The sequence below is a fragment of the Nocardia sp. NPDC003726 genome (assembly GCF_053586955.1).
The window spans coordinates 13,901-40,475 of the sequence record NZ_JBSFNF010000022.1 but is presented as its reverse complement, the minus strand read 5'-3'; the positions used below and the strand labels follow the sequence as shown (position 1 = coordinate 40,475).

28 protein-coding genes are annotated in these 26,575 nt (G+C 67.5%); 9 read left to right on the top strand and 19 right to left on the bottom strand.

Annotated elements, in window-relative coordinates:
• Window positions 1-39: 39 nt before the first annotated feature.
• From ACWDMM_RS25415 to ACWDMM_RS25365, 11 genes are all read right to left on the bottom strand, one after another.
• Entirely contained in the window at window positions 40-816 is a 777-nt protein-coding gene (locus ACWDMM_RS25415) for a hypothetical protein (protein ID WP_449939880.1), read from the bottom strand.
• Window positions 813-2,237, bottom strand: coding sequence for an MCE family protein (locus ACWDMM_RS25410; RefSeq protein WP_195078134.1), 1,425 nt, complete (start codon window positions 2,235-2,237; stop codon window positions 813-815). Before ACWDMM_RS25410 ends, ACWDMM_RS25415 begins: the two co-directional genes overlap by 4 nt.
• Window positions 2,234-3,487 carry an MCE family protein gene (locus tag ACWDMM_RS25405; RefSeq protein WP_397071175.1) on the bottom strand — a complete coding sequence of 418 codons (1,254 nt, stop codon included), beginning with the start codon at window positions 3,485-3,487 and terminating at the stop codon, window positions 2,234-2,236. Before ACWDMM_RS25405 ends, ACWDMM_RS25410 begins: the two co-directional genes overlap by 4 nt.
• Window positions 3,484-4,764: an MCE family protein gene (locus ACWDMM_RS25400; protein ID WP_449939877.1), complete on the bottom strand. Its 1,281-nt coding sequence runs from the start codon at window positions 4,762-4,764 to the stop codon at window positions 3,484-3,486. The genes ACWDMM_RS25405 and ACWDMM_RS25400 overlap by 4 nt, the downstream gene beginning before the upstream one ends.
• Before the next feature lie 61 nt (window positions 4,765-4,825).
• Window positions 4,826-5,887: an MCE family protein gene (locus ACWDMM_RS25395; RefSeq protein ID WP_195078132.1), complete on the bottom strand. Its 1,062-nt coding sequence runs from the start codon at window positions 5,885-5,887 to the stop codon at window positions 4,826-4,828.
• Complete coding sequence (locus ACWDMM_RS25390; RefSeq protein WP_195078131.1) at window positions 5,884-6,912, bottom strand: MCE family protein; 1,029 nt, start codon at window positions 6,910-6,912, stop codon at window positions 5,884-5,886. Before ACWDMM_RS25390 ends, ACWDMM_RS25395 begins: the two co-directional genes overlap by 4 nt.
• On the bottom strand, window positions 6,909-8,123 hold the full coding sequence (locus tag ACWDMM_RS25385) for an MCE family protein (RefSeq protein ID WP_195078130.1): 1,215 nt from the start codon (window positions 8,121-8,123) through the stop codon (window positions 6,909-6,911). Before ACWDMM_RS25385 ends, ACWDMM_RS25390 begins: the two co-directional genes overlap by 4 nt.
• A gap of 5 nt (window positions 8,124-8,128) precedes the next feature.
• Window positions 8,129-8,980 carry an MlaE family ABC transporter permease gene (locus ACWDMM_RS25380; protein WP_039794910.1) on the bottom strand — a complete coding sequence of 284 codons (852 nt, stop codon included), beginning with the start codon at window positions 8,978-8,980 and terminating at the stop codon, window positions 8,129-8,131.
• Window positions 8,981-8,984: 4 nt separating this feature from the next.
• A complete protein-coding gene (locus ACWDMM_RS25375) occupies window positions 8,985-9,749 on the bottom strand; it encodes an MlaE family ABC transporter permease (RefSeq protein WP_067795040.1) in 765 nt (254 codons plus the stop codon).
• Between the two features lie 288 nt (window positions 9,750-10,037).
• On the bottom strand, window positions 10,038-10,940 hold the full coding sequence (locus tag ACWDMM_RS25370) for a 3-oxoacyl-ACP reductase (protein WP_357110209.1): 903 nt from the start codon (window positions 10,938-10,940) through the stop codon (window positions 10,038-10,040).
• A gap of 44 nt (window positions 10,941-10,984) precedes the next feature.
• Complete coding sequence (locus ACWDMM_RS25365; RefSeq protein WP_195078128.1) at window positions 10,985-11,173, bottom strand: ferredoxin; 189 nt, start codon at window positions 11,171-11,173, stop codon at window positions 10,985-10,987.
• 153 nt (window positions 11,174-11,326) lie between these two features.
• Between ACWDMM_RS25365 and ACWDMM_RS25360 the strand changes: the two genes are divergently transcribed.
• Window positions 11,327-12,520 carry an acyl-CoA dehydrogenase family protein gene (locus tag ACWDMM_RS25360; protein WP_195078127.1) on the top strand — a complete coding sequence of 398 codons (1,194 nt, stop codon included), beginning with the start codon at window positions 11,327-11,329 and terminating at the stop codon, window positions 12,518-12,520.
• 20 nt (window positions 12,521-12,540) lie between these two features.
• Entirely contained in the window at window positions 12,541-13,635 is a 1,095-nt protein-coding gene (locus tag ACWDMM_RS25355; RefSeq protein WP_195078126.1) for an acyl-CoA dehydrogenase family protein, read from the top strand.
• A 64-nt stretch (window positions 13,636-13,699) separates the two neighbouring features.
• Here the strand turns inward: ACWDMM_RS25355 and ACWDMM_RS25350 are convergent, their stop codons facing one another.
• Window positions 13,700-13,831, bottom strand: a complete 132-nt coding sequence (locus ACWDMM_RS25350) for a hypothetical protein (protein ID WP_449939869.1) — start codon at window positions 13,829-13,831, stop codon at window positions 13,700-13,702.
• Between the two features lie 32 nt (window positions 13,832-13,863).
• On the bottom strand, window positions 13,864-14,451 hold the full coding sequence (locus tag ACWDMM_RS25345; RefSeq protein WP_357206611.1) for a TetR/AcrR family transcriptional regulator: 588 nt from the start codon (window positions 14,449-14,451) through the stop codon (window positions 13,864-13,866).
• Window positions 14,452-14,551: 100 nt separating this feature from the next.
• On the opposite strand from ACWDMM_RS25345, the gene ACWDMM_RS25340 reads away from it, so the two are divergent.
• The 3 genes from ACWDMM_RS25340 to ACWDMM_RS25330 all read left to right on the top strand — a co-directional run bounded on the left by ACWDMM_RS25340 (window position 14,552) and on the right by ACWDMM_RS25330 (window position 16,584).
• On the top strand, window positions 14,552-15,739 hold the full coding sequence (locus tag ACWDMM_RS25340) for an FAD-dependent monooxygenase (RefSeq protein ID WP_357110219.1): 1,188 nt from the start codon (window positions 14,552-14,554) through the stop codon (window positions 15,737-15,739).
• Window positions 15,740-15,769: 30 nt separating this feature from the next.
• Window positions 15,770-16,234 carry a hypothetical protein gene (locus ACWDMM_RS25335; protein WP_195078123.1) on the top strand — a complete coding sequence of 155 codons (465 nt, stop codon included), beginning with the start codon at window positions 15,770-15,772 and terminating at the stop codon, window positions 16,232-16,234.
• Window positions 16,235-16,386: 152 nt separating this feature from the next.
• Window positions 16,387-16,584 carry a hypothetical protein gene (locus ACWDMM_RS25330; RefSeq protein ID WP_323124116.1) on the top strand — a complete coding sequence of 66 codons (198 nt, stop codon included), beginning with the start codon at window positions 16,387-16,389 and terminating at the stop codon, window positions 16,582-16,584.
• A gap of 56 nt (window positions 16,585-16,640) precedes the next feature.
• On the opposite strand, the gene ACWDMM_RS25325 is transcribed toward ACWDMM_RS25330, so the two are convergent.
• Window positions 16,641-18,290 carry an acyl-CoA synthetase gene (locus ACWDMM_RS25325; RefSeq protein ID WP_449939864.1) on the bottom strand — a complete coding sequence of 550 codons (1,650 nt, stop codon included), beginning with the start codon at window positions 18,288-18,290 and terminating at the stop codon, window positions 16,641-16,643.
• A 61-nt stretch (window positions 18,291-18,351) separates the two neighbouring features.
• Between ACWDMM_RS25325 and ACWDMM_RS25320 the strand changes: the two genes are divergently transcribed.
• Entirely contained in the window at window positions 18,352-19,134 is a 783-nt protein-coding gene (locus ACWDMM_RS25320; RefSeq protein ID WP_195078121.1) for a crotonase/enoyl-CoA hydratase family protein, read from the top strand.
• Between the two features lie 60 nt (window positions 19,135-19,194).
• On the opposite strand, the gene ACWDMM_RS25315 is transcribed toward ACWDMM_RS25320, so the two are convergent.
• Window positions 19,195-19,614 carry a VOC family protein gene (locus ACWDMM_RS25315; protein ID WP_195078120.1) on the bottom strand — a complete coding sequence of 140 codons (420 nt, stop codon included), beginning with the start codon at window positions 19,612-19,614 and terminating at the stop codon, window positions 19,195-19,197.
• Window positions 19,615-19,797: 183 nt separating this feature from the next.
• On the opposite strand from ACWDMM_RS25315, the gene ACWDMM_RS25310 reads away from it, so the two are divergent.
• Complete coding sequence (locus ACWDMM_RS25310) at window positions 19,798-20,796, top strand: sigma-70 family RNA polymerase sigma factor (protein WP_357206617.1); 999 nt, start codon at window positions 19,798-19,800, stop codon at window positions 20,794-20,796.
• Window positions 20,797-20,970: 174 nt separating this feature from the next.
• Here the strand turns inward: ACWDMM_RS25310 and ACWDMM_RS25305 are convergent, their stop codons facing one another.
• A complete protein-coding gene (locus ACWDMM_RS25305) occupies window positions 20,971-21,813 on the bottom strand; it encodes a helix-turn-helix domain-containing protein (protein WP_356963628.1) in 843 nt (280 codons plus the stop codon).
• Window positions 21,810-22,310 carry a DUF6879 family protein gene (locus ACWDMM_RS25300; RefSeq protein WP_357110235.1) on the bottom strand — a complete coding sequence of 167 codons (501 nt, stop codon included), beginning with the start codon at window positions 22,308-22,310 and terminating at the stop codon, window positions 21,810-21,812. Before ACWDMM_RS25300 ends, ACWDMM_RS25305 begins: the two co-directional genes overlap by 4 nt.
• Before the next feature lie 716 nt (window positions 22,311-23,026).
• On the opposite strand from ACWDMM_RS25300, the gene ACWDMM_RS25295 reads away from it, so the two are divergent.
• Window positions 23,027-23,458, top strand: a complete 432-nt coding sequence (locus tag ACWDMM_RS25295; protein WP_449939858.1) for a hypothetical protein — start codon at window positions 23,027-23,029, stop codon at window positions 23,456-23,458.
• Between the two features lie 13 nt (window positions 23,459-23,471).
• Window positions 23,472-23,678, top strand: a complete 207-nt coding sequence (locus tag ACWDMM_RS25290; RefSeq protein ID WP_357110241.1) for a hypothetical protein — start codon at window positions 23,472-23,474, stop codon at window positions 23,676-23,678.
• A gap of 199 nt (window positions 23,679-23,877) precedes the next feature.
• Here ACWDMM_RS25290 and ACWDMM_RS25285 read toward each other — a convergent pair whose 3' ends face one another.
• Together ACWDMM_RS25285 and ACWDMM_RS25280 are read right to left on the bottom strand one after the other, a co-directional pair.
• Window positions 23,878-25,416 (bottom strand): acyl-CoA synthetase, encoded by a 1,539-nt coding sequence (locus ACWDMM_RS25285; RefSeq protein ID WP_449939855.1) that lies wholly within the window; start codon window positions 25,414-25,416, stop codon window positions 23,878-23,880.
• Window positions 25,417-25,501: 85 nt separating this feature from the next.
• Window positions 25,502-26,536 carry an LLM class F420-dependent oxidoreductase gene (locus ACWDMM_RS25280; protein WP_357110247.1) on the bottom strand — a complete coding sequence of 345 codons (1,035 nt, stop codon included), beginning with the start codon at window positions 26,534-26,536 and terminating at the stop codon, window positions 25,502-25,504.
• Window positions 26,537-26,575 lie beyond the last annotated feature (39 nt).

Here is a 26,575-nt window from a genome sequence, read left to right as displayed (position 1 = left end):
GCGTGGTCACGCTGCGCTGCCGCCTCCGGGCCTGACCGTTCATGCCACGAACTCCACGTTGGACACCGTCAGCCCGGAATCGCCGCGCGACACGGTGACGCGGAACCGGTAGTACCTGGTCTGCGGCTCGGCTTGGCCCGCGTTGGTCAGCGTCTGTTTGGCGGCGACCAGCACCCGTCCGGAGGAGTCGTCGTCGCTTTCCAGGGCGGCTTCCACGATCTCGCCGCTGGAGACCACTTTGGCCTGCTGCACGATGCTGGTGAACGGGTCCACCCGGCCGTCGAACTCGGTCTTGAACTCCCCCGAGGCCAGCGAGAGGATCCGGTCGATGTCCTGCTTGGCCGTGTCGGCGCGAATAGTGGTCAGGTTGACGATCGCCTGCCTGGCGGTGTCCACGTATTCCGCGCGGCGCTCGTCGCGTTCGTGCGCCCGGTGCATCACGAGCGCCGAGACGACCGCACCGGTCACGAGCACGACGACCAGCAGCGCCGCCGCGGCCGTGGCGAGGATGCGCGAGAGGCCACGCCGCTCGCTGCGGGCGGGCTCGGCCGGTGTTGTCTCGGAAGCCGGCTCTGGGTCGGCTTTCCGCACAAAGACTTTCGGCGCGTCGGCGGGCAGTGGCTGGTCGGACGAGGTCTTCGGCTCCGCGGCGGCCGAACTCGGCTCGCTGTCCTTGACGTCGATACCGGTCGTGGCGACGGGGGCCCGCACGGTCACCGCCGGCACGCCGCCGGTCGCGTTCTCCTCGACCGGAGGCCCGGCCGAGCGCACCGCACGCCGTCGGGTGCGGTGACCTTCTCCGTTGCTCTCACTCATCGTTGCTGCTCCTCGAGCATCGCCTGCCAGCTCGACGGTACCGTGCCCGAACCGCTCGGTCCGATATCGCCCTGCCGGTATGTCCGACCGTCGGGGCCGATGTAGACGCCGGTGGCCGGGTCGTACGACCGCGCGGCGGCCGGTGTGCCGCCGCCGTAACTCGCCGGTGCGACGACCGGGGGCTCTTGCGCGGGCGCCGCGGCGGGCGCCACCGGGTGCGGCGGCCCGAACGGCGGGTTGTCGCCGATCGGAACGTACCCCGTGCGGCACAGTTCCGGCGTCGGGGCGCGCATGCCAGGCACCTCGGCGCACGGCGTGTTGCGGATGCCGCGCACCGCCTCCGGAGCGTCTTGCGGCACCTTGCAGTACAGGCCGGGCGGCGTGTCGGGGGTGTCGAGTTCGCTCGGCGAGCGCCGCTGGTCCGGCGGGAGGAAACCGGTCGTGCACGCGGGCGGGTCGTTGACCAGCGCCATGAAGTCGACCAGCGCGCCGTATTCGAGCGGACCACGAACGGCGGTCAGCAGCGCGGCGACCAGCGGCGGATAGACCACCAGGATCTGCTCGAGCCCCGCGTGATACGTGACGGCGACCTGCCCGACGCTGACCAGATTCGACAGCAGCAGCGGCAGGGTCGGACGCAGGTCCTCGAACAGGTTGGTCACCCGCTGCATCGAGGACGGACCGTCGCGCAGGATGCCACGCAGCGCGGGGTCGTGCCCGCGCAACTGGTCGGTGACCGTCGCGAGATCGGCGGTCCAGGAACGGATCGCGGCATCCGAGCGGGTCTGGGTGTCCAGCAGCGGCCCGATCTGATCGAGCAGTCGCTTCGTCGGTTCCGCGTTCGCCTGTGCTTCCTGCACCAGCAGCGAGGCGGAGTCGATGAACCGTTGCAGGTCCGGTCCGGCGCCGTTGAACGCGAGGAACGCCTCGTCGATGACCTGCTTCAACCGGGTGTCCGCGACGCTCGACAGCAGCCGGTCGGCTTGGTCGAGCAGCGCGCCGACATCCTGCGGCAACTTGGTGCGCTCCACCGGGATCACGCTGCCGTCGCGCAGATTGCCGCCCGTGCGGTTCTGCGCGGGCACCAAGTCCACGTACTGCTCACCGACCGCGGAGACGCTGCGCACCCACGCGTCCACATCGGCGGGAATCTTGTAGTCGCTGGCGATGGACAGCTTCGCGTCCACCCCGACCGGCGTCAGCCGGACCTCCTTGACCACACCGACGTTGGTGCCGCGATAGGCGACGTTGGCCGTCGGGTAGAGCCCGCCGGTCGCGGCGAGTTTCACGGTGACCTCGTAGCGCCCGATGCCGAACATCGCGGGCAGTTTGACGTAAGTGCCGCCCATGACCACCAGGCCGACCACCGTCAGCACGGAGAAGATGATCAGCTGGGTACGGACGAACCGGGTGAGCTTCACTGTCCCGGACCCCCTTGCGGCGCGGTGTCGCCCGGCATGGGCACGGTCAACCCCGGAATGGCGGGAATGCCCGGGATCGGCGGCAGTCCCGGAATGGTCGGGGCCGGCTGGCTCGGCGCGGGCGGCGGCGCCTGCAACGGCCCGGTGGCCGGGTCGCCGTTCTGCGCGGCCGTGCCCGGCGCGAAGCTGCCGAGCGCGCCTTCCACGCCGCCGAACCGTCCGCCCAGCGGCGTCCCGGTGAGAAAGTTCGAATCCAGCCGCTTGCCGGTGATGTCCACGGTCATGAACAGATTCAGGTAGTCGCCCTTGATCGCGTGATCCAGGTTCTTCATCGGGAACGGGAAGGTCGCCAGGATCTTCAGCGCCTCGGTCAGGTCGCTGCCGGTGTCCGACAGCGATTTCAGCACCGGCACGAGGCTGCGCAGGTTGGCCTTCAGGTCCTCGCCGCTGGCGGCGACGATGCGCCGCACGACGTCGCTCAGCTCGCCCAGCGCCGTGATCGCCCTGGTGATGTTCGCGCGGCGATCGGCGAGCACGGTCAACGCCGGATGGATCTGCTCGATCGCCGCCGCCACCACGTCGCGCTGCTCGGCGAGCTGACCGCCGAGCCGGTCGAGTCCGCTCATCGCGGCGATGATGTCGCCGGTCTGGCGGTCCAGATTCGTGGTCAGCTCGTTCAGCTGCGGCAGCAGGTCCCTGATGGCGTCCTCGCGCCCGGTGAGCGCGGAATTGAGCTCGTGGGTGATGGTCTCCAATTGCGCGACGCCACCTCCGTTGAGCACGACCGACAGCGAGGACAGCACCTGCTCGGTGGTCGGATAGGCGCCCGCGCGAGCCAGCGGGATGACGTCGCCTGCCTGCAACTGGCCTTCGGGGGGCTGATCGGTCGGTTCGGAGAGCTCGAGATGGTTGGAGCCGAGCAAACTGGTCTGCCCGATCTCGGCGACGGCGTTCGCGGGCAGGCGCACGTCCGGGTTCAACGTGACGGTGACCAGCGCGTGCCAGTCCTGCACCTCGATCTTCGACACGGTGCCGACCGCCACGTCGTGCACCCGCACCGGCGAATTCCTGGTCAGCGTGGTGACGTTCGGCATCTGGATGCGCACCTCGTAGGAGCCGGGCGCGGTGCCCTCGGTGCCCGGCATCGGAAGCGAATTCAGTCCGTCCCACTGACAGCCGGCGACGCCGAGCGCCACCGTCAGCCCCGCCGCGACGGCGGCGGTGCGGCGCATCCGCCGCCTCGGCATCATCGCCCTCCTCCTGTCACGCCCGGAATGGCCAGTCCGGCGAGGCCGTCCGGGATGCTCACCGGCGCGGGCTGCGGCTGCGCCGGATTCTGGCTCGCCACCCGCCCCGCCAGGCTGGGATCGGTGTACACCAACTGGTCGGGGAACGCGGTCACGCCGCTGGCCGGGTTCGCCATGATCGGCACGTAGTTCATGCTCAGGCTGTTGATCACGGGCGCCAGGTACTGCGCGCACAGGTCGGCGCTGCGATCGGAGTCGTTGGTCTCCAGCGCGCGCACCGAGCCGCACAGGAAGCCGAGCGGGTCGGCCGGGTTGTTCAACGCGATCGCGCCGGTCAGGGTCCCTTGGGCCGGTTTGTAGATCTGGTAGAAGTTCACCAGCGCGGTCGGGCCGGAGTGCAGGACGCGCTCCAGTTCCGGGCGCTTGTCGACCAGCACCTGGGTGGCGTCGGCCAGCCGCTGCACCCCCTCGGTGAGTTCGGCTCCGCTGCCGTCGATGAACCGGCGCACGTCCACGATCGCCGCGTCCAGGTTGTCCAGTCCAGCGCCGAGATCCGCCGAGACGCCGCTCAGCACCGACGACACCGACGCGAGCCTGCCTTCGAACTGCACGATCTGCTCGTTGCTCGCCGACAGCACGTCGACGAACTTCTGCAAATTGCGCACGGTGCCGAACAGGTCGGTGCGGCCGTCGGACAGCGTGCTCAACGTGGCAGACAGCTCCCGCAGCGTGTCGCGGAAGCGCTGCCCGTTGCCGTCCAAGTTGTTCGCGGCGGTGTCGACGAAGCGGCCGAAGGACCCCTGTTTGTCGTCGCCGACCGGCCCGAGCGCGGTGGCCAGCTTGGACAGCTCGGCCTTGATGTCGTCCCACTCGACCGGCACCGCGGTGTGCTCGATCGGGATCATGCCGTTGTCCTTCAGCTTCGGGCCGCCGGTGTAGGCGGGCGCGAGCTGGATGAAACGCGCCGAGACCAGCGAAGGCGAGATGATCACCGCCTTCGGGTCGGCGGGCACGTCCACCCCGCGATTCAGGGTCATGGTCACCTTCACCCGGTCCGCGCCCGGCTCGATCGCATCGATGCGGCCGACCTTGACGCCGAGCACCCGCACGTCGTCGCCCGCGTACAGGCCCGACGTGGACGGGAAATAGGCGGTGACCTTCGTGGTCCCGATCCGGGTTATGCCGTTCCACGCGACCGCGACCACCAGCGCCGCGACGACCACGCCGGCCAGCACCAGCGCCCAGCGCGGCAGTCTTCGCACGGCGTTCAGCGCGCTCATGCGTCCACCTCGCTGACGGTCGGCTCCGGCAAGACCGCGCAAGCGGCCGTGTTGCGCTCACTCATCGCGGCGGCTCCTGGGTCGCGGGAACGATCGACGGGGCGGGCGTGAGATAGCTCTGCAAGTCGTTCGGCAGGTGCTGCGGCCACACCAGCGCGTCCACCAGGGGTTGCAACGTCTTGCTCGCCGCGTTGATCACGTACGCCTGGAAGTAGGGGCCGCTGCCGACCTGTTCACCGAGGGCCGCGGCGAACGGGCCGAGCCCGTCCAGCGCGTCGGCGAGGTTCTGCTTGTTGCGCTGCAACAGCGCCACCACCGAATTCAGCTTGTCCAGGGCGGGTCTCAGCTGCGCCTCGTTGTCGGCGACCAGACCGGACAGCTGCTGGGCGAGTCCGTTGACGTAGACGATCAGCTGCCCGAGCGCGGTGCGCCGCCGGTCCAGTTCACCGAGCAGTTCGTTGCCGTCCAGCAGCAGCGCGTTGATCTGGTTGCCGCGGTCGGCGAGGATCTTCGTCACGTTCTGCGCCCGCTTCAGCAGATCCGTCAGCGCTTGGTCGCGCGCGTTGATGCTGCGGGAGAGCGCGGTGACGCCGTCCAGCGCGGAGCGCAACGGGGCGGGCGTGTCGGCGAAGGTCGCCGAGAGCACGTCCAGCGTCTGGTCGACACGGTCCAGGTCCAGGTCGTGCACCGTGCCCGCCAATTCGCTCAGCGCCTCGTTGAGCGAGTACGGCGAGGTGGTGCGCTCGAGCGGGATGGTGTCGTCGGCGCGCAGCGCGCCGGGACCCGACGGCGTGACCTCGAGCGATTTGCGCCCGAGCACCGTGTTCGTCTTGATCGCCGCCGAGGTCTTCTCGCCGAGCACGATCGACTCCGCGAGCGTGAACCGGACCAGCACTTTCGCGCCGTCCAGGCTGACGTCTTCCACCCGCCCCGATCGCACGCCCGCCACCTGGACCGCGTCGCCGGGCAGCAGGCCGCCCGCGTCGGCGAAGTAGGCGGTGAACGTCGCGCCGGAGCGGATGAACGGTAAACGGTCGAATTGCAGGGCCGACAGCGCCACCGCCACCGCGAGCACGAGGCCGACGATGCCGATGGTGACGGCGGGTGATCGCTGCTCGTTCATCGGTTGTCCGCACACCTTCCGGTCGTCTGCGCCCCGGGCATATTGACCTTCATCGTCTGGCCGTTCGGGCCGTCCACCAGGAAGTTCGTCGAGCAGACGTAGAGCTGGAGGAAGGAGCCGTAGGAGCCGATGCGGATCAGCTGGCGATAGGTCGACGGCAGCCGGTCCAGCACCCACTGGACGGTGTCCGACCCGGCGTCGAGGTTCGTGGCAAGGCGGCCGGTCTGCTCGATGGTGCCGCGCAGGTCGGGACGGGCCTGGGAGAGCAGATCGGTCAGGTCGCCGGTGGCTCCGGCGATGCGCGGCAGCGCGTCGCCGATCTGGTCCTTGTCCGCGGCCAGTCCGCTGATCAGGCGCTGTAATTCGGCGATGGTGGTGGCGAATTGGTCGCCACGCTCATCGATGGTCCGCAACACCGCGTTGAGGTTGTTGATCACGCTGCCGATCAAGGCGTCCCGGTCGGCGAGGGTCTTGGCGAACGAGCCGCCGCTGTTGAGCAGGGACACCAGCGTGCCGCCCTGGCCCTGGAAGATCTGCAGCAGCGCGTTGGTCAGGTCGTTCACCTGGCCGGGGTCGAGACCGCGCAGCAGCGGACGGAAACCGCCGAGCAGCATGTCCAGATCCAGCGCGGGCGCGGTCTGCTCCTTGACGATGGTGCCGCCGGGCTGCAGGACACGGTTCGAGCCGGGTCCCTCCGACAGCTCGAGATAGCGGTCGCCGACCAGGTTCTCGTATTTGATCGCCGCACGGGTGCTGGTGAGCAGCCGGTACTTGCGATCGACGTCGAACTCGACGTGCGCCAGATAGTCCTTGCCGACTTTCACCGACGTCACCGAGCCGACCGGCACGCCGGCGATGCGCACCTTCGCCCCTGGCAGCATGCCGGAGGAACTGGTGAACACGGCGTGGTAGCCGTTCTCGCGCGCGAAGCGCATCTGGCTGAACACGACCGCGAGGCCGGCGAAGATCAGCGTCATCACCAAGGTGAAGACGGCCAGTTTGACGGTGGTCGCGGTATTCCTCACGGGCGCGGCACCCCCGGTAGGCCGGCGAACAGGAGCTGGAAGACCTTCGGCGGATTGACGGTCAGCGTCGTCGACGGTGTGTACACATGCCCCTCCGAGGTGTCGGTGACGACATAGTTCGAGTGGCTGCCCGGCACCCGGTCCAGGATGCCGCCGCACTGCGGGCCGCCGGTCGCGTTCACCTTGGGCAGATCATCCGGATAGGTGTAGGGCTTCGCTCCGTACATGAAGCCGGTGTTCAGCGCGACGCCTTCCTGCAGGCCGCCGAAGACCGCCTCACCCAGCGGCAGCGCCTTGCCGAGACCGCCGATCAGGCAGTACAGCGCGGGCGCGTACTCGTCGAGCAGCCCGGTGGTTGGGCGCAGCAGATCCAGGGCCGTGCCGAGCTGATTCTCGTTCTCGCGCAGGACCGCTCCGGTGGTGTCGGCCAGGCCGGTGAGATTCACCAGCACGTTGTCCAGGCTGTCCTGCTCCTGGGCCAGGGTCTTGCTGGTGACCGTGAAGTTGTCCACGGTGCGCAGCAGGTCGTTCACCGAGTCGGCGTACAGGTCGGTGACCTGGCCGGTCTTCGCCAGATCCTGTTGCAGCGTGGGCAGGTACGGGTTGATGTCACGCAGATAGGCGTCGCTCTGCTCGAGCAGTTCGCCGAGCTTCTGCCCGCGGCCTTGCAGCGCGGTGCCGAGCGCGGACAGCGTCGCGTTCAGCTTCTCCGGCTCGATCTTGGCCAGCACGTCGGACAGATGCTGGAACAGGGTGTTGAACTCGACGGTCACCCGCTGCGCGGTGACGACCGCGCCCGGTCGCAGCGACGTGGACGACGGCTGCCGCGGGACGATGAAGTTGACGTACTTCGCGCCGAACACCGTGGTGGACCTGATGTCGACGTCCGCGTTGGACGGCACCAGTTTCAGCAGTTCCGGATCGAGGGCCAGCTTCAGTCTGGCGCCCTCGTCGGTATGGTCGACCGAAGCCACCCGGCCGATCTCCACACCGCGGATCTTCACCTTGGCGTCCGGGTCCAGCACCAGCCCGCTGCGCGGCGCGTCCACCGTCACGGTGGCCGTCGGGGTGAACCCGCCGACGAACATGATCAGCGCGACCGTCACGATCGCGACCAGCGCCAGCACCATCGCCGCACCGGCCAGTTTCAGGCCGAGGCCGCCGCGCAGCGCCCGCACCAGGCGGTTTTCCGTTTGCTTCGATTCCGCCATATCGCTTATCCGGAGAGATGGAAGTTGCCGGAGGTGCCGTAGATGGCCAGCGAGATCAGCAGGGTCACCGTGACCACCGCGACCAGCGAGGCGCGCACCGCGTTGCCCACCGCGACGCCAACGCCGACCGGGCCGCCCGCGGCGTTGTAGCCGTAGTAGGTGTGGATCAGCATGACGGCCAACGCCATGAAGATCGCCTGGGCGAAGGACCAGAGGATGTCGCTGGGGATGAGGAAGGTGGAGAAGTAGTGGTCGTAGACGCCCGCCGACTGCCCGTAGATCACCACGGTGGCGAACCGGCTGGCCAGGAACGAGGCGATCACCGCGAGCGCGTAGAGCGGGACGATCGCGATCATCCCGGCCAGCACGCGGGTGCCGACCAGGTAGGGCACCGGACGGATCGCCATCGACTCCAGCGCGTCGATCTCCTCGGCGACCCGCATCGCGCCCAGCTGCGCGGTCGAACCGGCCCCGATCGTGGCCGCCAGGCCGATGCCGGAGATCACCGGCGCCGCGATCCTGACATTGATGAACGCCGCGAAGAAGCCGGTCAGCGCCTCGACGCCGATGTTGCCCAGCGAGCTGTAGCCCTGCACGGCGATGGTGCCGCCCGCGAAGAGGGTGAGGAACCCGACGATCACCACCGTGCCGCCGATCACCGCCAGCGCGCCGGAACCCATGCTGATCTCGGCGATCAACCGAATGGTCTCGGTGCGGTAGTGCAGTAGAGCTCGCGGAACGGAACCGAGCGCCTGGGCATAGAACACGGCATGCTTGCCCACCGAATCGAGCGAATCCGACATCCGGCGCACCCGTCGAACGGTACGGGGGAAGCGGGATTCGATTACGAAGGCCATCGGATCACCGCGCCGTGAACTTGATGCCGACGGCGGTGACCACCACGTTCACGACGAACAAGGCCATAAAAGCGAAGACTACGGTCTGATTCACCGCATCACCGACACTCTTGGGTCCGCCTTTGACATTCAGGCCCAGATAGCAGGCGACCAGTCCGGCGATCAGTCCGAACAATCCGGCTTTCACCTCCGAAATGATCAACTCGGGCAGATGGGTGAGCAGCGTGATGCCATTGACGAACGCGCCGGGGTTCACGTCCTGCAGAAACACCGAGAACAGAAATCCGCCGACGATGCCGATGGTGCACACCAGGCTGTTGAGCATCAGCGCGACGAACATCGATGCGAGCACCCGTGGCACCACCAAGCGGTGCACCGGGTTGATGCCGAGCACTCGCATGGCGTCGATTTCCTCGCGGATGGTGCGTGCGCCCAGGTCGGCGCAGATCGCGGTCGCGCCCGCCCCGGCGACGATGAGCACGGTGACGATCGGCCCCACCTGGGTGACCGCGCCGAACGCCGCGCCCGCTCCGCTGAGGTCGGCCGCGCCGATCTCGCGCAACAGAATGTTCAGCGTGAAGCTCACCAGAACGGTGAACGGAATGGCGACCAGCAATGTCGGCACGATCGATACCCGCGCGATGAACCACGACTGATCGATGAACTCGCGCCATTGAAAGGGTCTGCGCACGCTGGCACGTGCGACATCGGCGGTGAGTTCGAAGAATCCGCCGACGGCCCGCAACGGCACGGCAAGGACCTCGTTCATCGCGATCCTCCTTGCTCACCGGCGTACACAGCACACGGCGCGAATCTCACCGTGGCCGCACCGCCGGAACGATTAGAACATGTTCACCGTGTTGCCGGTAGCACTTTCACACATTTAACGTGCATTATTTCGAAAGATCGGCATATAAATTTGGAACCGGTGTCAGCGAGTGATGATCCCACCTTTGTGAGGTGGGACATAACCCGTCCCTATGTCTACCAAGCACCGATCACATGATCAACAGTTGGACAGCTGATCAGTAGCGCGCCCGCGGCGAGCCGCCGCGGCTCACCCCAACTCGGTCAGCGAAGACGCCGAGAAGGTCCGCCCGTCGGGGCGATCGGCGAAGTAGCCGCCCAGCGTGTCGGCCAGATCCCGCGGCGACCACTCCCCCTCGGCCGCGTCGAACCGGCGCTCGACGACGGGCGCCGCCATCAGCGCCACCATCCCCCCGTAGACGACGAACAGTTGCCCGTTGACCGCGTCGGCCGCGGGCGAGGCCAGATAGGCCACGAGCCGAGCGACGTGATCGGGCGACAGCGGGTCGGGCTCCCCCTCCGGGGCGGGGCTGAACACCGCCTCGGTCATCGCCGTGCGCGCCCGCGGGGCGATCGCGTTGGCGCGCACGCCGTAGCGCGACAGCGCCCGCGCGGCCGACAAGGTCAGCGCGGTGATGCCCGCCTTCGCGGCGCCGTAGTTGGCCTGCCCCTCCGGGCCCAGCAATCCGGCCTCCGACGAGGTGTTGACCAGCCTGCCGTACACCGGCGCGCCCGCCTGCTTCGACTTGCCGCGCCAGTAGGCGGCGGCGTTGCGCGACAGCAGGAAATGGCCGCGCAGGTGCACCGCGAGCACCGCGTCGAAGTCCTCGTCGGACATGTTGAACAGCATCCGGTCGCGTGTGATGCCCGCGTTGTTGACCACGATGTCGACCGAACCGAAGGACTCCTCCGCGGTGCGGATCAGCGCGTCGGCGGTGGCGCGCTCGGCGATGCTGCCCGCGACGAACTCCGCCTTGGCGCCGAGCGCACGGATCGCGCCGAGCGTGTCGGCGACCGCGTCGGACTCCGCGAGGTCGTTGACCACCACGGACGCGCCGGCCCCGGCCAGCGCGAGCGCCTCGGCCCGCCCAAGTCCGGCGCCGCCGCCGGTCACGATCGCTACACGGCCCGCCAGGCTCAGATCATTGCTCACGCGGCCGACTCTAGAACGTGTTCCAACTTACGGCAAGGCCCGGTTCACTGCAGCCGCAGCGCCGCCTTCGGGCACTGGGCGACGGCGTCCCGGACATCGGAGAGCCGATCGGGGGGCACGTCGGCTTCCGCGATGTGCAGTACATCCTCGTCATCGAGTTCGAACACGTCGGGGGCGATTCCGACACAGATTCCATTAGCTTCGCACTGGTCTGGATCGACACTGATCTTCATGGCAACTCCTTTACCACCACTCTGGCCGAAGCCTAACAAGCCGATCCGCTCCACCGGAGCGTCATCGGGGGGATTCGGTATCAATACTGGAACATGTTTCAGTCCATATGCAATGATCGGGGGAACCCGATCCAACGAGCATGAGGTATTGCCATGCGCATTGCGTACACGCCGCAACAGGAGCAGCTGCGCGCGGAACTGCGCGACTACTTCGCGCGGCTGATCACCCCTGAGCGCCGGGAGGCCCTGAGCGCGCAGACCGGCGAGTACGGGCAGGGCAATGTCTACCGCGAGGTGGTCCAGCAGATGGGCCGCGACGGCTGGCTGGCGCTGGGCTGGCCCAAAGAGTACGGCGGGCAGGATCGCCCGACCATGGATCAGCTGATCTTCACCGACGAGGCCGCGATCGCGGGCGCCCCGGTGCCGTTCCTGACCATCAACTCGGTGGCGCCCACGATCATGCACTACGGCAGCGAGGAACAGAAGAAGTTCTTCCTGCCCAAGATCGCCGCCGGTGAACTGCACTTCTCCATCGGCTACTCGGAGCCGGGCGCCGGCACCGACCTGGCAAGCCTGCGCACCACCGCGGTGCGCGACGGCGACGACTACGTGATCAACGGCCAGAAGATGTGGACCAGCCTGATCGCCTACGCCGACTACGTCTGGCTGGCCGTGCGCACCGATCCGACGGCCAAGAAGCACAAGGGCATCAGCATGCTCATCGTGCCGACCACCGCCGAGGGCTTCTCCTGGACGCCCGTGCACACCATGGCCGGGCCGGACACCAGCGCCACCTACTACCAGGACGTCCGGGTGCCCGCGAGCGCGCTGGTCGGCCAGGAGAACGGCGGCTGGGCGCTGATCACCAATCAGCTCAACCACGAGCGCGTCGCGCTCACCTCGGCCGCGCCGCTGGCGCTGGCGCTGCGCCAGACCGTCGAGTGGGCCAGGGACACCAAGGCGAGCGACGGCTCCCGCGTGATCGACCGGGAGTGGGTGCAGCTCAATCTGGCCAAGGTGCACGCCAAAGTCGAGTACCTCAAACTGCTGAACTGGGAGATCGCCAGCCGGGCCGACGCGGGCGGCGACGCGGCCCCGCGCCCGTGGGACGCTTCGGCGTGCAAGGTCTACGGCACCGAGCTGGCCACCGAGGCGTACCGGTTGCTCATGGAAGTGCTCGGCCCGCAGGCCTACCTGCGCCAGGACTCCCCCGGCGCGCAGCTGCGCGGCCGTTTGGAGCGGATGCATCGCGCCGCGCTCATCCTGACCTTCGGCGGCGGCACCAACGAGGTGCAGCGCGACATCATCGCCATGACCGCCCTCAAGCAGCCTGCCGCGGCGCGCTGATCGAAACAGGGAGAACTTCCATGGATTTCACCCCCACCGAAGCCCAACTGGATCTCGGCCGGCTGACCGGCGAGGTGTGCGGCAAGCTGGTCACCGCCGACCGGTTGCGCGAACTCGACAAGGCCGACGAGCGATTCGATCAGCAGCTGTGGAGCTCGCTGGCCGAGACCGGCGTGCTCGCGGCCGCGCTGCCCGAGTCGGTCGGCGGCAGCGACCTCGGCTCGCTCGAACAGACCGCGATCCTGCGCGAGCTGGGCAAGCACCTGGCGGCCGTGCCGTATCTGTGGTCGATCGTGCTGGGCGCCGGTGCGCTGGCTCGGTTCGGTTCCCCGGCGCACCAGGAGATGGCCACGCGGGCAGGCGAGGGAAGCGTCATCCTGACGGTCGCGCTGGCCGAAGAGAGCAACTGGGAACCCGCCGCGCCGACCACCACCGCCGTCGAGACAGACGACGGTTGGCGCCTGACCGGGGCCAAGACCACCGTGCCCTTCGCGAACCGGGCCGAGCGAATCCTGGTTCCCGCCACGGTCTCCGGAACCCCCGCGGTGTTCCTGGTCGATCCCGCCGTGGCGACCGTGACCGCACAGCAGGTGGTCGACCGCAGTCCCGAGTTCGCGGTCGAGTTCACCGATACCCCCGCCGAACTGGTCGGCACGGTGGCCGACGGAGCGGAGATCCTGGACTGGATTCTCACCCGCGCCTGGCTCGGACTGAGCGCCGCGCAACTCGGCACCCTGGAGCGCGCGCTCGAGCTGGTCGCCGACTACGCCAGGGAGCGCGAGCAGTTCGGCAAGGCGGTCGGCAGCTTCCAGGCCGTGGCCCAGCGGCTCGCCGATGCCTACATCGACGTGCAAGGCTTGCGTCTCGCGGTGACCCAGGCGGCCTGGCTGCTGTCGGAGGACCTGCCCGCCGCCGAAGCCGTGCACACCGCGAAGTTCTGGGCCGCCGACGCGGGCCACCGCGTCGCGCACACCGTCGTCCATGTGCACGGCGGCGTCGGCATCGACCGCGACCACATCGCGCACAACTACTTCACCGCCGCCAAACACAACGAGTTCGCCCTCGGCGCGAGCACCGACCACCTCCGCGCCCTCGGCGCGCTGCTGGCCGGCTGAGCACGACACGGTAGCCGATCCGGCCCGCACGGCAACACGCCGTGCGGGCCGTTTTCGTCGCACTTCAGGCGAGTCGCCGGTTCAACTCCGCGCTGACCCGCAATACGTGGTCGGCGGCGTCTTCGAACGCTTCACGGCACGGGTCGAGCACATACGCGCCCGAGCTCTGGATACGCGCGGGCGGATCGTCGGCCACCGTTCGAAGGTACCGGCCTGCACGAGCTGATTTCAGTCGACGGGGACGGACGTCAGGTAGCGCTGGAGGGTGGGCGCTATCTCGGCGATGATCTGGTCGCGGGTGAGGGCGACGACCGGGGGCAGGCGCAGGACGTAGCGGCACAGGGCGAGGCCGAGCATCTGCGTGACGATCAGACCTCCCCGGCGTGGGGCGTCGGCGGGATCGCCGAAACGCAGCACGGCGGGCAATATCTGCTGGGTGAAGATGGCGCGGACGCGTTCGGCGACGGCCTCGTCGGTGATCGACGAGCGCAGCAGCGTCAGCAGCACCTCCCCGTTCGGCTGCTCTTCCCAGATCTCGAAGAAGCGGCGCACCAGCTGCTCGCCCAGGGTGTCCGGGTCCGCGGAACCGAGGTCGGGCAGATCGAGACGGACGTCGACCGCCGCGGCGAAGAGGCCGTCCTTGCTGCCGAAGTACCGCATGACCATGGACGGGTCGATGCCGGCGTCCGCGGCGATGGCGCGAATGGTGGCCTTGCGGAAACCTTCGGCGGCGAACCGCGCGCGGGCCGCTTCCAGGATCGCCGCGCGCGTCGCGTCCGAGCGGCGAGCGGGCGCTTGATCAGGCTCTACGGTCATGCCAACAAGTGTAGGCCAACAACTGTTGACTTCCTAGCCAGATCGGCCTACGGTTAGGTCAACAAACGTTGGCCTACAAACGTTGACCTGAGGAGTTCCGATGAACGCCACCCCGAACCCGCTGCCCGCCACCACTTCCGTCGTGATCGTCGGCGCGGGCCCCGCCGGACTCACCGCCGCCATCACGCTGGCCGACGCGGGGGTGGACTTCCTCCTGCTGGACCGGCTGAGCGAAGGCGCGAACACCTCGCGCGCCGCGGTCGTGCACGCCAGAACGCTGGAAGTGCTCGAGCAGCTCGGCATCGCGGACGAACTGGTCGCGACCGGCGACATCGTCGCGCGCTTCACCGTCCACGACGGCGGGCGCACCCTGGCGACCATCGGGTTCGACGGACTGCCGACCCGCTACCCCTACACCTTGATGACCCCGCAGGACACCACCGAGGCGGTGCTGCTGAAGCGACTGCGCAAGGCGGGCGGGGAGGTCGAGCGGCCGTACCAGGTCACCCGGATCACCGAAGAGAACGACGGCGTCACGGTCGATTACACCGACGAGGCGGGCACGCCGGGCAGTGTCCGCGCGGACTACGTCATCGGAACCGACGGCATGCACAGCATCGTCCGCGAGCAGGCGGGCATCGGGTTCACCGGTGCGACATACCCGGAATCATTCGTCCTCGCCGACGTGCGGATGGACTGGCCGATCGGCCGCGACGAAGTGGCCCTGCACCTTTCCCCCGAGGGCGTCATGGTGGTCGCGCCGCTCCCCGACGAAGAGCAGCCGAACCGCTTCCGCGTGGTCGCCACCTTGGAAACGGCGCCCGAGCACTCGACCACGGAGGACATCCAGAAGCTCCTGGACGCCCGCGGCCCCGGCGGCACGGTGCGGGTTCGCGAAGTGCTGTGGAGCTCGCGCTTCCGCGTGCACCACCGCGTCGCCGACCACTACCGCAGCGGCCGCATCCTGCTCGCGGGCGACGCCGCCCACGTGCACAGCCCGGCGGGCGGCCAGGGCATGAACACCGGCATCCAGGACGCCGCCGCCCTCGGCCCGCTGCTGGCCCGCGTGCTGTCGGGCGAGCCGGACACCCTGCTGGACGACTACGAAACCACCCGCCGCCCCGTCGCCCTCGGCGTCGTCTCGTTCACCGACCGCATGACCAAGATGGCAACCCTGCACGCCCGCCCCGCCCGCACCGTGCGCAACCTGGTCCTCAGCACCGTGTCCCGCATCCCGGCCTTCCGCCACCGCCTCGCCTACCAACTGTCGGAACTCGCCAACCGCTGAACTACTTCAGAAGTCGCGTAGGCTAGGCACATGACCGCGAAGAGTTTTCCCTTCAGCGACCTGATTCGTAAACAGACGTCGGTGTTTCCCGCCCTGGACGACGCCGACGTCATCCTGGAGCGCCGCGACGCGGAGAATCTCGTGCTGTCTCGCTCGGAGCGGTTCGAGGCCAAGGAGGCCGCGACGCGGCTGCTCGCCCGCACCCTCGCCATCATCGCCCGGTCGAATCGGTCTTTGGCGGAAGAGGTGTTCGCCGAAGAGCTGCCCTGGCTGAAATGGCTACCCGAGACCGGACGCACCGAAGCGGTGAGCGAACTGCTGGACCAGCTCATCGCCGGTGCGGACACCGGATTGTTCATTCCGTTCGCCCGCGATCTGGCCGCCTGGCGGAGCACCGCCGAGATCTACGCGCAACCAGAACTCGCCCGCCGATTGACCGGTCCGTTCGACCCGGCGGACTTCACCGAGGTCACACGGCCGGGAACGGCGGAATGAAGCTGCACCGAGGTGATGAGGTACCGCGCCCCAATCCGTGGCGCGTTGTCGTGCACAGCTCGAATGCCGCGCGTGGTTGGGCCGAACTGTTGGCCTAGGCACCGGGAAACCTCGATCGAGCATGGGTCGACATCACCAGCGATCCTCGAAGCATGACGAACCCTTCGCGGCAGCATCGACTGAAGTATGAGCTCAAATCGGTCAAACTCGGCGGCGCGGAATTGGAGCAATGGCAGTACGAGATCACCGGAGGCGGCCGGATCTGGTACGCCATCGATGACGCAAACCGCACCCTCTACCTCACACTCGCCGGTACGGGGCATCCACGGCAGACCGATCGGCGGCGCTGATGCCGTAATGGCCGGCCACCCCGCGAGGCGCGGTGGCCGACCACGTCGACGCACTTCTACTTCGCGCTCGCCACCGCGTTGTCGTCGGCGGGGCGGGATTGCGTTTGTTCCTTGGCCCAGCGGTAGTCGGGCTTGCCCGCGGGGGAACGCTTGATCTCGTCGACGAACCACAGGCTGCGCGGAAGTTTGTAGGGCGCGATCTCCTGGGTGAGTATGGGGCGCAGCTCCTCGAGGGTGGGGCGGGACTCGCCGCGGCACTGCACCACCGCGACCACGCGCTGGCCCCAGCGCTCGTCGTCGATGCCGACCACGAGCGCGTCGAAGATCTCCGGGTGGGTCTTGAGCGCGCCCTCGACCTCCTCGGGGTAGATTTTCTCGCCGCCGCTGTTGATGCTGACCGAGCCGCGGCCGAGCATGGTGACCGTGCCGTCCTCCTCGACGCGGGCGAAGTCGCCGGGGATGGCGTAGCGGACGCCGTTGAACTCCTTGAAGGTCGCGGCCGTCTTCGCCTCGTCCTTGTAGTAGCCCAGCGGGATGTGCCCGCGCCGCGCCAGGATGCCGACCACGCCGGAGCCGGGCTGCACCGGATTGCCGTCCTCGTCGAGCACCTCGGTGGACGCGTCGATCTTCACGCGCGGCCCTCCGGTGTGCGTCGCGCCCTTGGCGACGATGGCGATACCGCCGAACCCGGTCTCCGAGGAGCCGATCGAATCGGAGATCATCCGGTTGGGCAGCAGCTCCAGGAACTGGTCCTTGAGCGCGGGCGAGAACAGCGCCGCGCTGCTGGCCATCACGTACAGGCTCGAAAGGTCGTAGGGCTGACCGGTTTCCGGATTGCCCTCGATCAGCGCGTCGAGCATCGGGCGCGCCATGGCGTCACCGGTGATGAAGATCAGGTTGATCTTGTGCTTGTCGATGGCCTGCCAGACGCCGTGCCCGGAGAACTCCGGGAGCATCACGGCCTTGCCGCCGCCGAACAGGCTGTGGAACGTGGCCCACTGCGCCCCGCCGTGGATCATCGGCGGGATCGGGAACCGCACCATCGGCGGGCTGCCCGCGCCGACCTTGGCCAGCTCCCACTCGTCCTGGACGTATTCGCCGGTGATGAAGTTGATGCCTGCGCCGAGCACGCGCCATACGTCCTCCTGGCGCCACATCACGCCCTTCGGCATGCCGGTGGTGCCGCCGGTGTAGACCATGTACAGGTCGTCCGGGGAGCGTTCGCCGAAGTCACGCTCCCCGGAGGACTGCGCGATGACCGCTTCGTATTCCACCGAATCCGCTGCGGTGGGAATGGCGCCGGTCGTATCGTCGTCGACGACGACGACGGTGCGCAGCAGCGGAGTCTTCGGCCGAACCGCGGCGACCCGGTCGCTGTAGCGCCGCTCGTGGATCAGCGCCACCATGTCCGAGTTGTCGAAGATGTACTGCAACTCGTTCTCGACGTAACGAAAGTTCACGTTGATCATCACGGCCCGCGCCTTGAAGATCGCGACCATGGCCTCGACGGCCTCGATCGTGTTGCGTGAGTAGATACCCACCTTGTCGCCCGGCTGGACTCCCTGTTCTTGCAGGTAGTGAGCGAGTTTGTTGGCCCGCTCCTCCAACTGGGCGTAGGTGACCTCGCGGCCGTCGTCGGCCAGCGCGACGCGGTCGGGCATCAGGTCGATGGCATGTTCGACAAGGTCCGCTATGTTGTAGCTCACAGCCATAAAAATAGAACGTGTTACTGTTTCTGACAAGGCTCGGAAGTCAGGAGAATCAGCGATGCCGCACTGCCTCGTCGAGAAGCGCGACCACGTCCTCATCGTCACCATGAACCGGCCCGAGGCGCGCAACGCGCTGTCGGGCGAGATGATGGCGATCATGAAGGACGCCTGGAACCAGGTGGACGAAGATCCGGACATCAGGGTCGCGATCCTGACCGGCGCCGGCGGCGCGTTCTGCGCGGGCGCCGATCTCAAGGGCATGACCTCCGAGCACCCCGGCGACACCATCGACGGCGGCGGGTGGAATCCGGCCAAGCTGGAGGCGCTGCTCAAAGGCCGCAGACTGACCAAGCCGCTGATCGCGGCGGTGGAGGGTCCGGCCATCGCGGGCGGCACCGAGATCCTGCAGGGCACCGACATCCGGGTGGCCGGGGAGAGCGCGAAATTCGGTGTCTCCGAAGCGCGCTGGGGCCTGTTCCCGCTGGGCGGCTCGGCGGTGCGGCTGGTCCGCCAGATCCCCTACACCGTCGCCGCGGAGATCCTGCTCACCGGACGGCACCTCAGCGCCGCGGAGGCCAAGGAGATCGGCCTGATCGGGCACGTGGTGCCGGACGGGACGGCGCTGGACAAAGCGCTGGAGATCGCGGCACAGATCGCCGCCAACGGCCCGCTCGCCGTGCAGGCCATCCTGCGCACCATTCGGGAGACCGAGGCCATGCCGGAAGAGGACGCCTTCCAGATCGACGCCAAGCTCGGCATGTCCGTATTCCGCTCGGCCGACGCCAAGGAAGGGCCGCGTGCGTTCGCGGAGAAGCGTAAGCCCTCTTTCACCGGAAACTGAGTTTCCACCCGAGCCCTACGCCCCCGATGCGCACGCATCGGGGGCGACCCCTCGCCGGGCTCAGTTCGCGCCCGGGTAGTCCATCCAGAACGGCTCCCACTGGTGACCGTCCGGGTCGATGAAGGTGCGGCCGTGCATGCCCACCTGCGCCTCCTGCGCCCGCTTGTCCTCGTTCACCTCTTCGGTCGCGCCCGCGGCGAGCGCCGCCTCGGTCAGGCTGTCGACCTCATCGGCGCTGCCGAGGGCGAGCGCGTACGCGGCGTTGATCGCCGCTTTGGTGTCGGCCACCGGGCGCTTGCTGAACGTGGTGAAGAAATCCCTGATGAGCAGCATCAAGCAGATGTTGTCGTCCACCACGATGCAGGCGGCGTTGTCGTCGGTGAACTCCTGGTTGACCTTCCAGCCCAGCGCCTCGTAGAACGCCATCGACCGGTGCAGATCGGCGACCGGGAGATTGATGAAGATCATCTTGCTGCTCATGGCCTCTTCCTCTCGAGCAAGTCCGTTCGTGTCACTGGATAGGACGGGTTCCGGTGGGCGAACTCATCGTCGCGGCGTCCGTGACAGGTCCCACATGCCGAGTAGGTTTAGTGATCTTGATCGGGGCTGCGCTCGAGTTCGCCGGGCCTGTTTTGTGTCGGTGGCCTGTGGCAGGGTGACCCCATGACCGACTCGCCAGCCTCCCCCGCCGGCCTCGCTCCCGATCTGCTCGCCGCGTTCGAGACCCATCGCAGGGAGCTCTGCGCGTACGCCTACCGCATGCTCGGCTCCTCCTTCGAAGCGGAGGACGCGGTGCAGGAGACGCTCACCAGGGCGTGGAAGTCCTACGACTCGTTCGAGGGCCGCGCCAGCCTCCGCTCCTGGCTGTACAAGATCACCACGAACGTCTGCCTGGACATGCTCGACGGTCCGCAGCGCCGCGCCCGGCCGATGGATCTGTCCGGTCCGTCCCGGCCGGACGCGCCGTTGCCCGCGCCGCAGCCGGATTACGTCTGGATCGAGCCGATCCCGAACGCCCTGGCCTTCGGCGCCGACCCGGCCGAGCACGCCACCGCCAAGGACACGCTGCGCCTGGCCTTCGTCGCCGCCTGCCAGCACCTGCCTGCCACCCAGCGCGCCATCCTGATCATGCGCGAGGTGCTGCGTTTCTCCGCCAACGAGACCGCCGAGGCGCTCACCATGTCGCCCGCGTCGGTCAACAGCGCACTGCAGCGAGCCCGCGCCACCATGTCCAAGGTCCAGCCCGCGGCCACCGACACCTACGACGAAACCGACGAGGGCCAGCGCAAACTGGTGGACGGTTTCGTCAAAGCGTTCGAGGCCTACGACATGGACACGCTCACCTCGCTGCTGAAAGCGGATGTGGCGCTGTCCATGCCGCCGATCGAGCTGTGGATCTCCGGCCCGGAGAACGTGGCCGCGTTCATGCTCGGCCACGGAAGCGCCTGCCGCGATTCGCGACTGGTCCGGCTGGAAGGCGCCAACGGCCTGCCCGCCTTCGGCCACTACAAGCCGAGCGGCGAGCCGGGCGTGTGGGTCCCGTGGTCGATCACGGTGCTGGAGCTCGACGGCGACACCATCGCCGGACTGAACTTCTTCCTCGACACCGAGAAGTTGTTCCCGCTGTTCGGCCTCGCACCTGAACTGCGCGAGAGCATCTGACCCGAGGCGCCCTTCGCGGCATAAGCGCCGTGGATGCGTCGTGTGAACAGCACCGCTTCGAGCCCTGCTGTTCGGGCGCGAGTAGGCGCCGCCGTCCTCTTGCACCGTGCGCGAAGATCGACGTGGAGAAGGTTCCCGAACCGCTGACCAGCGAATCCCCCTGCACGGTCACGGTCACGGTCGGGGCGTACGGGCGTCCAGCGCCTTGCGGATCAGCTCCCGTGCTGCTTCGCCGGTCACGGACTGACCGGCCAGGACATCGAACGTCCGGTGATACACCGCTATCTCTCGCGGCTGAGTGATCGACAGCTCTGCTGTTATGTTTTCGACCAGGACACGGCTCGAATCGAACATCAGAAACGACGTGGTAGCCGTCTCGAACGGTGCCAGCATCGGCACGATACCGAGCGTCACACGTGGCATACCTTGGACAGCTAAGAGCCGGTCGAGCTGGCCGACCATCGTCTGAGCGTCGCCAACGGTGGTATACAACGCTTGTTCACCAAGGACGAAGTGGAACAAGTGATCCCGCTGATACAAGACTTGTTGCCGCTGCAACCGCTTGGATACACCCGCGTCCAGATCGTTCGGAATCTGCTGGAACTCGATCACCTTCCGCAGGATGCCCGCCGCGTAGTCGGCGGTCTGTAGAAGACCGGGAACCAAGACCGGTTCAAACGATCGGATGATCCGAGCTTCGGATTCCCACTTGATCGACGCTTGCTGTCTGCGCTTGGTTCCGGTACCGAGAATCTTCCGCCACTCGAGGTACGCGGTATCGATGCTCTGCCGCGCCGCGTGGAGGTCTGCTAGTTGGTCACCCGCGTTGCAGTGTCGGCAGTACACCGAGATGTCCTCTAGAGACGGGCGTATCCGGCCGTATTCGATCTTTGAGACCTTGCTTGGGTCCCATCCGCTACGGCGTGCCAACTCCGCACCGGACAACCCGGCGGCAACGCGAATACCTCGGAGTTGCGCCCCGAGATACTCGCGCTGCTGGTCAACTGAACCGGTCACTGTGTGACGTACTCCGGAAACGGAGTGGCAAGAGGCCAGAACCGGGCTCGGAGCCCGCGACAGTACGCGGCAATGTGCGGGTCGGTAGTTGCCGCACCGGACCAACCTCCGGACTCCCCGAACGCTGAGAAGACCACTGTTTCGTCATCAAGTAGCCAGTAGTCATCCGAAGGGACTTCCCCGGCATGATGCCGGGGAAGATATCGAATGTCTTCGCCTGCCCGTACATTGAGCGCTGCCACGGCAAGCGCGAACCGGGTGTAGTCGGTGTGCGGTTCGGTGACGATTCGTACCCGTGTGACCGCTACACCCCGGCTGGTCGTCTCCTGTATCAGCTCGGTCCACGGCTGGAACCATGCGTAGTCATCCGGCTCGTCTGCCAGGAATCGCCGGAACGGTTCATGCTCGTTCGGTTCGGCGTAAGTGTCGAGCACTTCGAGATGAAACGCTTCCCGCTTGCAGGTCCGGAGTAGGTCCGGGAACCCTTCATCGGGCACTAGCAGCACCGTAGAATGTCCTTTCTAGCTTCGGAACCTCTATAGCGGTTTCGTCGGCCGCGATGTCGAGCTGGGCGAGTAGTTCCGGTTCAGTGACCGGCCGACCGGTGAGCCGGAATGTTCCCCGGCCGGTGTCGGTCAACGTCGCACCGATGAACGTATCCGGTTCCAAGAACCCGAGTAGCAGGTGTGGCAACTCGACTGTATCGGCCTGGTCCGTTTTCCATGCTTGGACGACGTACCCGCCGGGATCATTCGCCAGCAAAGTAGGACACCCGTTGTTGGTGCTTCCGCCTTTGCCAAGGAAACGTAACGGCATCTGTGTACCTCCGAATCATGTCGTGCACGAGATTGCACGTACAGAACCGATGCTCGGGCGTTCGGCCCTGGTGAAGCGGAACGACTCGGTTCGGCGGACGACGAGACGGAGCCCGCGTGATGGGGTTGTTCATAGCCTTCGCTGTCCCGTTGGTCGCGTTCTTCGCGGTGGTGTTCTGGCCTCAGCGGATACCGAAACAGGGGCGGGACCGGATCGAACGCGAAGATACGCGTCAGCAAGGCGGAATCTAGATGACCGGCGAGGGTTTTCCGGAACGTGATCCCGGTACGAGATCGGGTCTGTTTCTTCTCTCCAGCTTTGACGAGTGGGAACCTCCAACGCCCGATCTTCTGGAGCGAGTTAGGTCCGGTCTGACATCGAAATCGGGGGATAACCGTTGAAAACCATTACTGGGCTGATCGCTGCGGCTGTGCTGATCGGCATGAGTCCAGCGGCTACCGGCGCGGCCCACGCCGCCCGCAGTTGCGATTTCGAGTTCACGCACTCGGTGCCGACAGTGCTACCGCCCCAGATCACGGGCGACGGTATTGCCGCGTGTGATTTCCCGCCGGACGAACACATAGTCGTCCTGGCGTTGCAGCACGAGGAAGGCGGTCGGTGGGAGGTTGTCTCTACCCGAACCGATTCGACCATCTCCCCACCATTCCGGGGCGGTGGACACTCCTACGCGGCGTCGGCTGCGTGCTACGCCGGGAAGTGGCGTGTCAGCGTCGGTATACGCGGCAAGATTCAGGGGCACCAGTTCACCTACAACAATGCCTCCGGCGCGGTGGAGGTCCCGACCTCCAAGTGCCCTAACCGGTTCTGACCAGAGGAGCGGTATGTCTACCACGGAACCCCCCGGCGCACTCGACAAGGAAACCTCGGTGCGGCTACGAGACCAGCTCCAACAGATCACAGAGGAAGCGGGCCGGTACCTCGGTCCCGAGCACCGGGCCATAGCCGCATTGACCCAAGCTGCACGGGAATTGGCCCTAGCCACCTTCCCCACGTCGGGGCGGTACGCCGAGTACACACCGGACGAGTGAGCCGGAGCGGAATCGAGACGACGTAAGCCCCCAGAGTCCGATCTCGCGGGGACACGAATGCGCCCTTCACGGTAATCGTGAGAGGCGCATTCGCTTTCGGCGTCGTCGCGTGGCCGGGTCACAGCCCCAGCGGCCCGGCTGCGCGGCGAGCCTCGCCTCCACCGGGCGTGGGCCGGCGCCGTCCGTCCGGCGGGGTGGATCAGGACGCGGGAATGTACCGCTCCCGGAGCTTGCGCTTGTAGAGCTTGCCGTTGGGATCGCGCGGCAGTTCGGGCAGATAGTCGATCGACTTGGGCATCTTGTACTTCGCCAACTGGGTGGCGGCGAAGGCGAGCAGTTCCTCGGTGAGCGCGTCGTCGCCCTCGGTTCCGTCGGCGGGCTGTACGACCGCCTTCACCTCCTGGCCCCAATCCGGATGCGGGATGCCGAAGACCGCGACGTCGGCGACCTTCGGGTGGGTGATCAGCACGTTCTCGACCTCCGCCGGGTAGATGTTCACACCGCCGGACAGGATGAGGTCCGAGCGCCGGTCGTGCAGGTAGAGGTAGCCGTCCTCGTCGAGGTGGCCGATGTCGCCGACGGTGAACAGGTCGCCGACGCGCGAGTCCTCGGTCTTGGCCTTGTCGTGGTGGTACTCGAAACTCGACGCGCCCATGCGCATGTATACCAGGCCGGTTTCGCCGACCGGCACCTCGGAGCCGTCCTCCTCGCTGAGCACCTTGATCACCGACCACGGCCACGCCTTGCCGACCGAACCCGGCTTGCGCAGCCACTCCGTGCCGTTGATCACCGTGCCGCCGCCCTCGGTGGCCGCGTAGTACTCGGTGACCGTCGGACCCCACCACTCGAGCATCTGCCGCTTGGTCTCCTGCGGGCAGGGCGCGGCGCCGTGCACCATGCTGCGCAGCGAGGACACGTCGTACTTGGCGCGCACCTCCTCCGGCAGCGCGAGCAGCCGATGGAACTGGGTGGGCACCATGTGGCTGTGCGTCACCCGGTGCTTGTCGATCAGCCGCAGCATGTCCTCGGCGTCCCAGCGATCCATCAGAACCAGCTTGTGGCCCAGCTGGATCGAGATGGTGGCGAAGTTCAGCACCGCCGTGTGGTACAGCGGCGAGCCGCAGATGTGCACGTGGTCGTCGTAGGGCGCGAGCTCGAACAGGCCGAAGAACGCGGTGGTGTGCGGCGGAACGACATCGGGGTCCGCGCCGGTGAGCGGCCGCCGGACGCCCTTGGGCCGTCCGGTGGTCCCGGAGGTGTAGAGCATCGGCGCGCCGGTGCTGCGGTCGGAGGGACGGCCGGTGTCGGCCGCGCCGAGCCAGGCCACCGACTTGAAGCCCTCGATCTCGCCCACCGCGAAGCGCGCCGTCGCGGGCAGCCCCGCCTCGTCGGCGGCGGCCTTGGCGGCGGCGGCGAAACGATCGCTGGCGATGAACGCCTTGGCTTCGCTGTCGGACAGGATGTAGGCCACTTCCGGACCGGTGAGATGCCAGTTCACCGCGACGATGTACAACCCGGACTGGTAGGCCGCGAAATACGCCGCGATCGCCTCCACGCAGTTGTGCACCATGGTCACCAGCACGTCACCGGTGTTCAAGCCGAGCCCGCGCAGGCCGGTGGCGTAACGATTGGCGAGCGTGGCCAGTTCGCGATACGTCACCTCCCGGCCCCAGGGATCGACCATCGCGATCCGATCGGGTTCTGCTTCGGCGATGTTCCACAGACCGAGAATTTGCACTGGCTCCTGCGCGGGGGGCTGGTGAGGCGGCGGAGCCGACGGGGCGGGTGAGGCAGTCACCCCATCGAATCTAGAACGTGTTCTACTATTCGACAAGGGGTGCGAGCCGATGCAATTGCGCGACATCGGGAACCGACACCAGCATCATGGTGACGCCCGCCGCCTCCCAGACCCGCAGTTGCTTGCGGACATGTTCCTCGTCGCCGATGATCGCGGTGTCCAGAATCAGCTCGTCCGGCACCGCCGCGGCGGCCTCGGCCTTCTTGCCCGACTGGAACAGCTTGCCGATCTCGTCGACCTCGCGGTCGTACCCCATGCGCCGGTACACCTGGGCATGGAAATTGAGTTCCGGCGCGCCCATGCCGCCGATGTAGAGCGCCATGATCCAGCGCATCCGTTCCAGCTCGCTCGCCGGGTCGTCGGTGATGACCACCTGGCAACTCGCGGCGATCTCGAAGTCCGCCCTGCTGCGCCGCGCGCCCGCGCGCGTGAAGCCCTCGTCGAGCCACTCGTCGTACATCCCGGCGAGCCGCGGCGCGTAGTAGATGGCCAGCCAGCCGTCGGCGATCTCGGCGGTGAGCGCCACGTTCTTCGGCCCCTCCGCCCCCAGCCAGATCGGCAAATCCGCACGTAGCGGATGCACGATCGGCTTCAGCGGCTTGCCGAGCCCGATCGAGCCAGGCCCGGTGTACGGCAGCGGGTAGTGCGGGCCGTCGCTGGTGACCGGCGCCTGCCTGGCCAGCACTTGGCGCACGATCCCGACGTACTCGCGGGTGCGCTGCAACGGCTTGGCGAACGGCTGGCCGTACCACCCCTCCACCACCTGCGGACCCGAGACGCCCAGACCGAGAATGGCGCGGCCACCGCTGAGATGATCGAGGGTGAGCGCGTGCATGGCGGTCGCCGTGGGCGTACGCGCCGACATCTGCACCACCGACGTGCCCAGGCGCACCCGCCGCGTGGACGAACCCCACCAGGTGAGCGGACCGAAGGCATCCGAGCCCCACGACTCGGCGGCGAAGACGGCGTCGAACCCGGCTTCCTCGGCCGCCACCACCAGCTCCCCCGCGTTCGCGGGCGGCTGGGCCATCCAGTACCCGAGTTGCAATCCGAACTTCACGCCGGACCCCTTTCCGATCAACTGCTTGCCACCAGAGTT

What these genes read in the sequence shown, in the direction of transcription:
- ACWDMM_RS25415 (WP_449939880.1), bottom strand. Translation starts at nt 816, where the DNA reads ATGAGTGAGAGCAACGGAGAAGGTCACCGCACCCGACGGCGTGCGGTG.
- ACWDMM_RS25405 (WP_397071175.1), bottom strand. Translation starts at nt 3,487, where the DNA reads ATGATGCCGAGGCGGCGGATGCGCCGCACCGCCGCCGTCGCGGCGGGG.
- ACWDMM_RS25400 (WP_449939877.1), bottom strand. Translation starts at nt 4,764, where the DNA reads ATGAGCGCGCTGAACGCCGTGCGAAGACTGCCGCGCTGGGCGCTGGTG.
- ACWDMM_RS25395 (WP_195078132.1), bottom strand. Translation starts at nt 5,887, where the DNA reads ATGAACGAGCAGCGATCACCCGCCGTCACCATCGGCATCGTCGGCCTC.
- ACWDMM_RS25385 (WP_195078130.1), bottom strand. Translation starts at nt 8,123, where the DNA reads ATGGCGGAATCGAAGCAAACGGAAAACCGCCTGGTGCGGGCGCTGCGC.
- ACWDMM_RS25380 (WP_039794910.1), bottom strand. Translation starts at nt 8,980, where the DNA reads ATGGCCTTCGTAATCGAATCCCGCTTCCCCCGTACCGTTCGACGGGTG.
- ACWDMM_RS25375 (WP_067795040.1), bottom strand. Translation starts at nt 9,749, where the DNA reads ATGAACGAGGTCCTTGCCGTGCCGTTGCGGGCCGTCGGCGGATTCTTC.
- ACWDMM_RS25365 (WP_195078128.1), bottom strand. Translation starts at nt 11,173, where the DNA reads ATGAAGATCAGTGTCGATCCAGACCAGTGCGAAGCTAATGGAATCTGT.
- ACWDMM_RS25360 (WP_195078127.1), top strand. Translation starts at nt 11,327, where the DNA reads ATGCGCATTGCGTACACGCCGCAACAGGAGCAGCTGCGCGCGGAACTG.
- ACWDMM_RS25355 (WP_195078126.1), top strand. Translation starts at nt 12,541, where the DNA reads ATGGATTTCACCCCCACCGAAGCCCAACTGGATCTCGGCCGGCTGACC.
- ACWDMM_RS25345 (WP_357206611.1), bottom strand. Translation starts at nt 14,451, where the DNA reads ATGACCGTAGAGCCTGATCAAGCGCCCGCTCGCCGCTCGGACGCGACG.
- ACWDMM_RS25340 (WP_357110219.1), top strand. Translation starts at nt 14,552, where the DNA reads ATGAACGCCACCCCGAACCCGCTGCCCGCCACCACTTCCGTCGTGATC.
- ACWDMM_RS25335 (WP_195078123.1), top strand. Translation starts at nt 15,770, where the DNA reads ATGACCGCGAAGAGTTTTCCCTTCAGCGACCTGATTCGTAAACAGACG.
- ACWDMM_RS25330 (WP_323124116.1), top strand. Translation starts at nt 16,387, where the DNA reads ATGACGAACCCTTCGCGGCAGCATCGACTGAAGTATGAGCTCAAATCG.
- ACWDMM_RS25320 (WP_195078121.1), top strand. Translation starts at nt 18,352, where the DNA reads ATGCCGCACTGCCTCGTCGAGAAGCGCGACCACGTCCTCATCGTCACC.
- ACWDMM_RS25315 (WP_195078120.1), bottom strand. Translation starts at nt 19,614, where the DNA reads ATGAGCAGCAAGATGATCTTCATCAATCTCCCGGTCGCCGATCTGCAC.
- ACWDMM_RS25310 (WP_357206617.1), top strand. Translation starts at nt 19,798, where the DNA reads ATGACCGACTCGCCAGCCTCCCCCGCCGGCCTCGCTCCCGATCTGCTC.
- ACWDMM_RS25290 (WP_357110241.1), top strand. Translation starts at nt 23,472, where the DNA reads ATGTCTACCACGGAACCCCCCGGCGCACTCGACAAGGAAACCTCGGTG.